We start from the raw sequence: 4603 nt of genomic DNA on the forward strand, positions 1-4603 counted from the left end.
TAGGTGGCCGGTGCGCTGAGTTCGACGGAGACAGGTTTCAGTCAGCGGCACCGATAGGCAGTCCGCCCTTTATCCGACGCGGCCGGTGGTCGACACGCTGATCGTCCACCCGAGGGTCGGACGCGCCGACATGCAGTATCTCCAGGAGATCTTCGCCGGCGCTCTCAAACCAGTACGCCGTATCGTGCTCGATGCAGACTCCCTGCAGGGGGCCCAGATCCGCGATCACGTTGTCGTTCTGGTCGTAGAACTTCGCTCGTCCCCCGAGGACGAACCAGAAGCCGTCGTTCCCGGAATGGCTGTGGAGGTTGTTCGCTCCCTTTTTCCCCAGGACTTGGATGTCTGCGTCAAGCAGCGGCGTCCGGCAAAGCCGAAAGTGCTTCTTCGGTGCGTTGAAGGGTGGGGGCGTTCCGCCATATTCGAAGCGAACTGGTGCCGTCCGCGACACAGAAGCTTCATCATCCATCGTGACTCCGTTCTCAGTCTGTAAGTAGAGCGACGTTCCATGCACGACACCCGTGGTGTCGGCGCAATCAAGCGTTTGGCGAAATCCCCTTCCATGTGAGCTGCGACTGAATTTTGTCTTACAGATTGAATATATTAGATATAAAAGCTAAGAGTGCTGGTTTTGGTGGTCAAGGTTTGCGCCAGAGATTTAACGCATTGGTGATCCGCGGGCAGCCGTGGTCGACCGGTGCCCGGCCGTCGTCTCGCGTACTCGGCGAGCCAACGCACATGGTTACGGCGAGCTCCCAGCCTGGGACTTCGCAGTCGCCAGCGACGATCCGTCGCGCTCGCCACCTAGAATGATTTCGTGACGTCCGGGTTTTCCCAAGAAGTCGATTCAGTCGAACACGCCGCAACTACCCCCGACCAGCCGCAGCCCTTCCGCGAGCTCGGTCTGAAGGACGACGAGTACCAGCGGATCCGCGAGATCCTCGGCCGTCGTCCCACCGACGCCGAGCTGGCGATGTACTCGGTGATGTGGAGCGAGCACTGCTCGTACAAGTCGTCGAAGGTCCACCTGCGCTACTTCGGCGAGACCACCACCGAGGCCATGCGGTCGGCGATGCTGGCGGGCATCGGCGAGAACGCGGGCGTGGTCGACATCGGTGACGACTGGGCGGTGACGTTCAAGGTCGAGTCGCACAACCACCCGTCCTACGTCGAGCCGTACCAGGGCGCGGCCACCGGCGTCGGCGGCATCGTCCGCGACATCATGGCGATGGGCGCACGGCCCGTCGCGGTGATGGACCAACTGCGCTTCGGCGCGGCCGACGCCCCCGATACTCGCCGCGTGCTCGACGGCGTGGTGCGCGGCATCGGCGGCTACGGAAACTCCTTGGGGCTGCCCAACATCGGTGGCGAGACGGTTTTCGACCCCTCCTATGCGGGCAACCCGCTGGTGAACGCGCTCTGCGTTGGCGTGTTGCGCAAGAAGGATCTTCATCTGGCGTTCGCTTCGGGAACCGGCAACAAGATCATCCTGTTCGGCGCGCGCACCGGCCTGGACGGCATCGGCGGCGTGTCGGTGCTGGCGTCGGAGACGTTCGGCGGCGACGAGGGGGGCGGCCCAGGACGCAAGAAGCTGCCGTCGGTGCAAGTGGGCGACCCGTTCATTGAGAAGGTGCTCATCGAGTGCTGCCTCGAGCTGTATTCGGCTGGTCTGGTGATCGGCATCCAGGATCTCGGTGGTGCCGGGTTGTCCTGCGCCACATCGGAACTCGCATCGGCGGGTGACGGCGGCATGTCGATCGAGCTGGACAAGGTGCCGCTGCGAGCGAAGTACATGACCCCGGCCGAGGTGCTCTCGAGCGAGTCGCAGGAACGCATGTGCGCGGTCGTCTCGCCCGAAAACGTCAACGCCTTCATGGCGGTGTGCCGCAAGTGGGAGGTGCTGGCCACGGTGATCGGCGAGGTCACCGACGGTGACCGCCTGCAGATCACCTGGAACGGCGAGACCGTCGTCGACGTCCCGCCGCGCACCGTGGCGCACGAGGGGCCCGTCTACGAGCGCCCCGTGACCCGGCCCGACACCCAGGACGCGCTGATCGCCGACACGTCGGCGACGCTGCCCCGCCCCGACACCGGCGACGAACTGCGCGCGACACTGCTTGCGCTGGTGGGTAGTCCGCACCTGTGTAGCCGCGGTTTCATCACCGAGCAGTACGACCGCTACGTCCGGGGCAACACGGTGCTGGCCGAGCACGCGGACGGTGGGGTGTTGCGCATCGACGAAGCCACCGGGCGCGGCATCGCGGTGTCCACCGATGCGTCCGGGCGCTACACCCAACTCGACCCGTACGCCGGCGCCCAGTTGGCGCTGGCCGAGGCCTACCGCAACGTCGCCGTCACCGGCGCCACCCCCATCGCGGTGACCAACTGCCTGAACTTCGGCTCGCCGGAGGATCCGGGTGTGATGTGGCAGTTCTCCCAGGCCGTCCGTGGTCTCGCGGACGGCTGTGCGGCACTGGGCATCCCGGTCACCGGCGGCAACGTCAGCTTCTACAACCAAACCGGCAGCACGGCGATTCTGCCGACCCCGGTGGTCGGCGTGCTCGGCGTTATCGACGACGTGAAGCGCCGCATCCCCACCGGTTTCGGCACAGAACCCGGCGAGACGCTCATCCTGCTCGGCGACACCCGCGACGAGTTCGACGGGTCGATCTGGGCGCAGGTCACCGGCGACCACCTCGGCGGCGTGCCACCCAAGGTCGACCTGGAGCGCGAGCGACTGCTCGCCGACGTGCTGTGCGCCGCGTCGCGCGACGGCCTCGTCTCGGCGGCCCACGATCTGTCCGAGGGCGGGCTGATCCAGGCGGTGGTGGAGGCCGCGCTTGCCGGTGAAACCGGTTGTCGGCTGGTCCTTCCCAGTGGTTGTGAATCTGCTGCCGAGGCCTTTGTCTTCCTGTTCTCCGAGTCGGCGGGCCGGGTGCTGGTCGCCGTTCCGCGGACCGAGGAGAGCCGGTTCCGCGCCATGTGCGAGGCGCGCGGCCTGCCCGCCACCCGGATCGGCGTGGTCGACGAGGGTAGTGATTCCGTCGAGGTGCAGGGCCAGTTCACCGTCAGCCTGACCGAACTGCGGACCACGTCGGAGGGCGTGCTGCCCGGTCTGTTCGGGTGAGGGCCCCGGCCAACACACGACACCCCCTCCTGGTCTGGGCCTGGGGCCTGGTCCGCCTCGACTTCGTCGGCGTCGCCTTCGCCGCGCTGTTCTTCTGCCTGTCGCTGACCCCGTCCCTGTTGCCCCGCGACTGGTTGTTCGCCGGGCTGATCGGCGGCATCAACGCGGCCATCGGCTACGCGATCGGTGTCGTCATCGGAAAGGTGGTCCGCCACTTCGTCTTACGGCGCAGAACCTGGTGGCCACCGACCACGCGGGTGTTGTATCAGGCCAAGACCGTCACCGTCGCGCTGTCGATCGCCGCAAGCGTGTTGGTGCTGATCCCGGCCGCCGCCTGGCAGCGTCAGGTATCGGAGCTGATGGGCATCGAGGGACCGGCGACATTGGGCTACCTGCGCGTCCTCGTCCTCGCCCTGGTCGTGGGCGGCGCGTGCGTTGGGGTGTCCCGGGTGCTGCGCGACGCGATCAAGCTGCTAGCCCGCGGCCTCATCCGGCGCTGGCACCTGCACCACGAGGTCGCGCTCTTCGTCGGGACGGCGATCGTCGTGGTGTTGCTCATCATGCTGATCAACGGTGTGCTGTACCGCGGCTTCCTGGCCGGCGCGAGCAGGGTGTTCCAGCCGCAGAACTCCACCACCCGCGCCGGCGTCCATCAACCCACGGAGCCCGAACGCTCCGGCAGTCCAACGTCGTTCGCGCCATGGGACACACTCGGCTACGAGGGACGAAACTTCGTTGCCAACGGGCCCGATCTCGATGCGCTGGCACGGGTGAACGGGCGGCCCGCCAAGGAACCCATCCGGGTGTACGCCGGACTGCAGACCGCCGACACCGACGCCGCCCGGATGGACGTCATCGTCCACGAGCTCGAGCGCACGGGTGCCTTCGACCGCAAGCTGCTCGTCATCATCCCCACCACCGGCACCGGCTGGGTCAATCCGGTCGCGGCCCGTGCCATCGAGACGATGTACAACGGCGACACGGCGCTCGTCGGCCTGCAGTACTCCTATCTACCCAGCTGGATCTCGTTCCTCGGTGACCGGCAGAAGTCGATCGAGTCGGGGCGGCTGCTCATCGACACCGTTCACGACCGCTGGCTCAAGCTTCCACCAGATACGCGACCCAAGTTGGTGCTGTACGGCGAGAGTCTCGGATCGTATGGCGGACAGGGCGCGTTCCCCTGGCTGCCCGACATTGCGCGGATGGACTTCTCGGCGGTGCTCTGGGTGGGCCCGCCGCACGAAAGCTCGCTGTGGAGTGGGCTGATACAACGTCGCGATCCGGGCACCCGTGAGGTCGAGCCGCGCTACGACAACGGCCGCACGGTGCGGTTCAGCCAGGCCACCGACGCCGAGGACATCAAAAGGATCGGGGAGCCGCCGTGGGAGGGCACTCGCGTGTTGTTCCTGCAGCACGCCTCCGACCCCATCATCTGGTGGTCGCCGAATCTGCCTTTCTCCCAGCCTGATTGGTTGATCG

General features: G+C 66.5%; 3 protein-coding genes. 2 read left to right on the top strand and 1 reads right to left on the bottom strand.

Annotated elements, in window-relative coordinates; genetic code table 11:
* Window positions 1-37: 37 nt before the first annotated feature.
* Complete coding sequence (locus QOC69_RS36730) at window positions 38-466, bottom strand: cupin domain-containing protein (protein WP_526447877.1); 429 nt, start codon at window positions 464-466, stop codon at window positions 38-40.
* A gap of 348 nt (window positions 467-814) precedes the next feature.
* Here QOC69_RS36730 and purL point away from each other — a divergent pair, with 348 nt between their 5' ends.
* Both purL and QOC69_RS36740 read left to right on the top strand, forming a co-directional pair.
* Complete coding sequence (gene purL / locus QOC69_RS36735; protein ID WP_526447879.1) at window positions 815-3124, top strand: phosphoribosylformylglycinamidine synthase subunit PurL; 2310 nt, start codon at window positions 815-817, stop codon at window positions 3122-3124.
* Window positions 3121-4603, top strand: a 1483-nt coding sequence (locus QOC69_RS36740; RefSeq protein ID WP_526447881.1) for an alpha/beta hydrolase, incomplete at its 3' end; no start/stop codon positions are given. The genes purL and QOC69_RS36740, both read left to right, overlap by 4 nt.

This window comes from Mycobacterium sp., assembly GCF_032162105.1.
Taxonomy (GTDB): Bacteria; Actinomycetota; Actinomycetes; order Mycobacteriales; family Mycobacteriaceae; genus Mycobacterium.

Coding starts and splice junctions, on each gene's coding strand:
- QOC69_RS36730 (WP_526447877.1), bottom strand. CDS start 466: ATGGATGATGAAGCTTCTGTGTCGCGGACGGCACCAGTTCGCTTCGAA.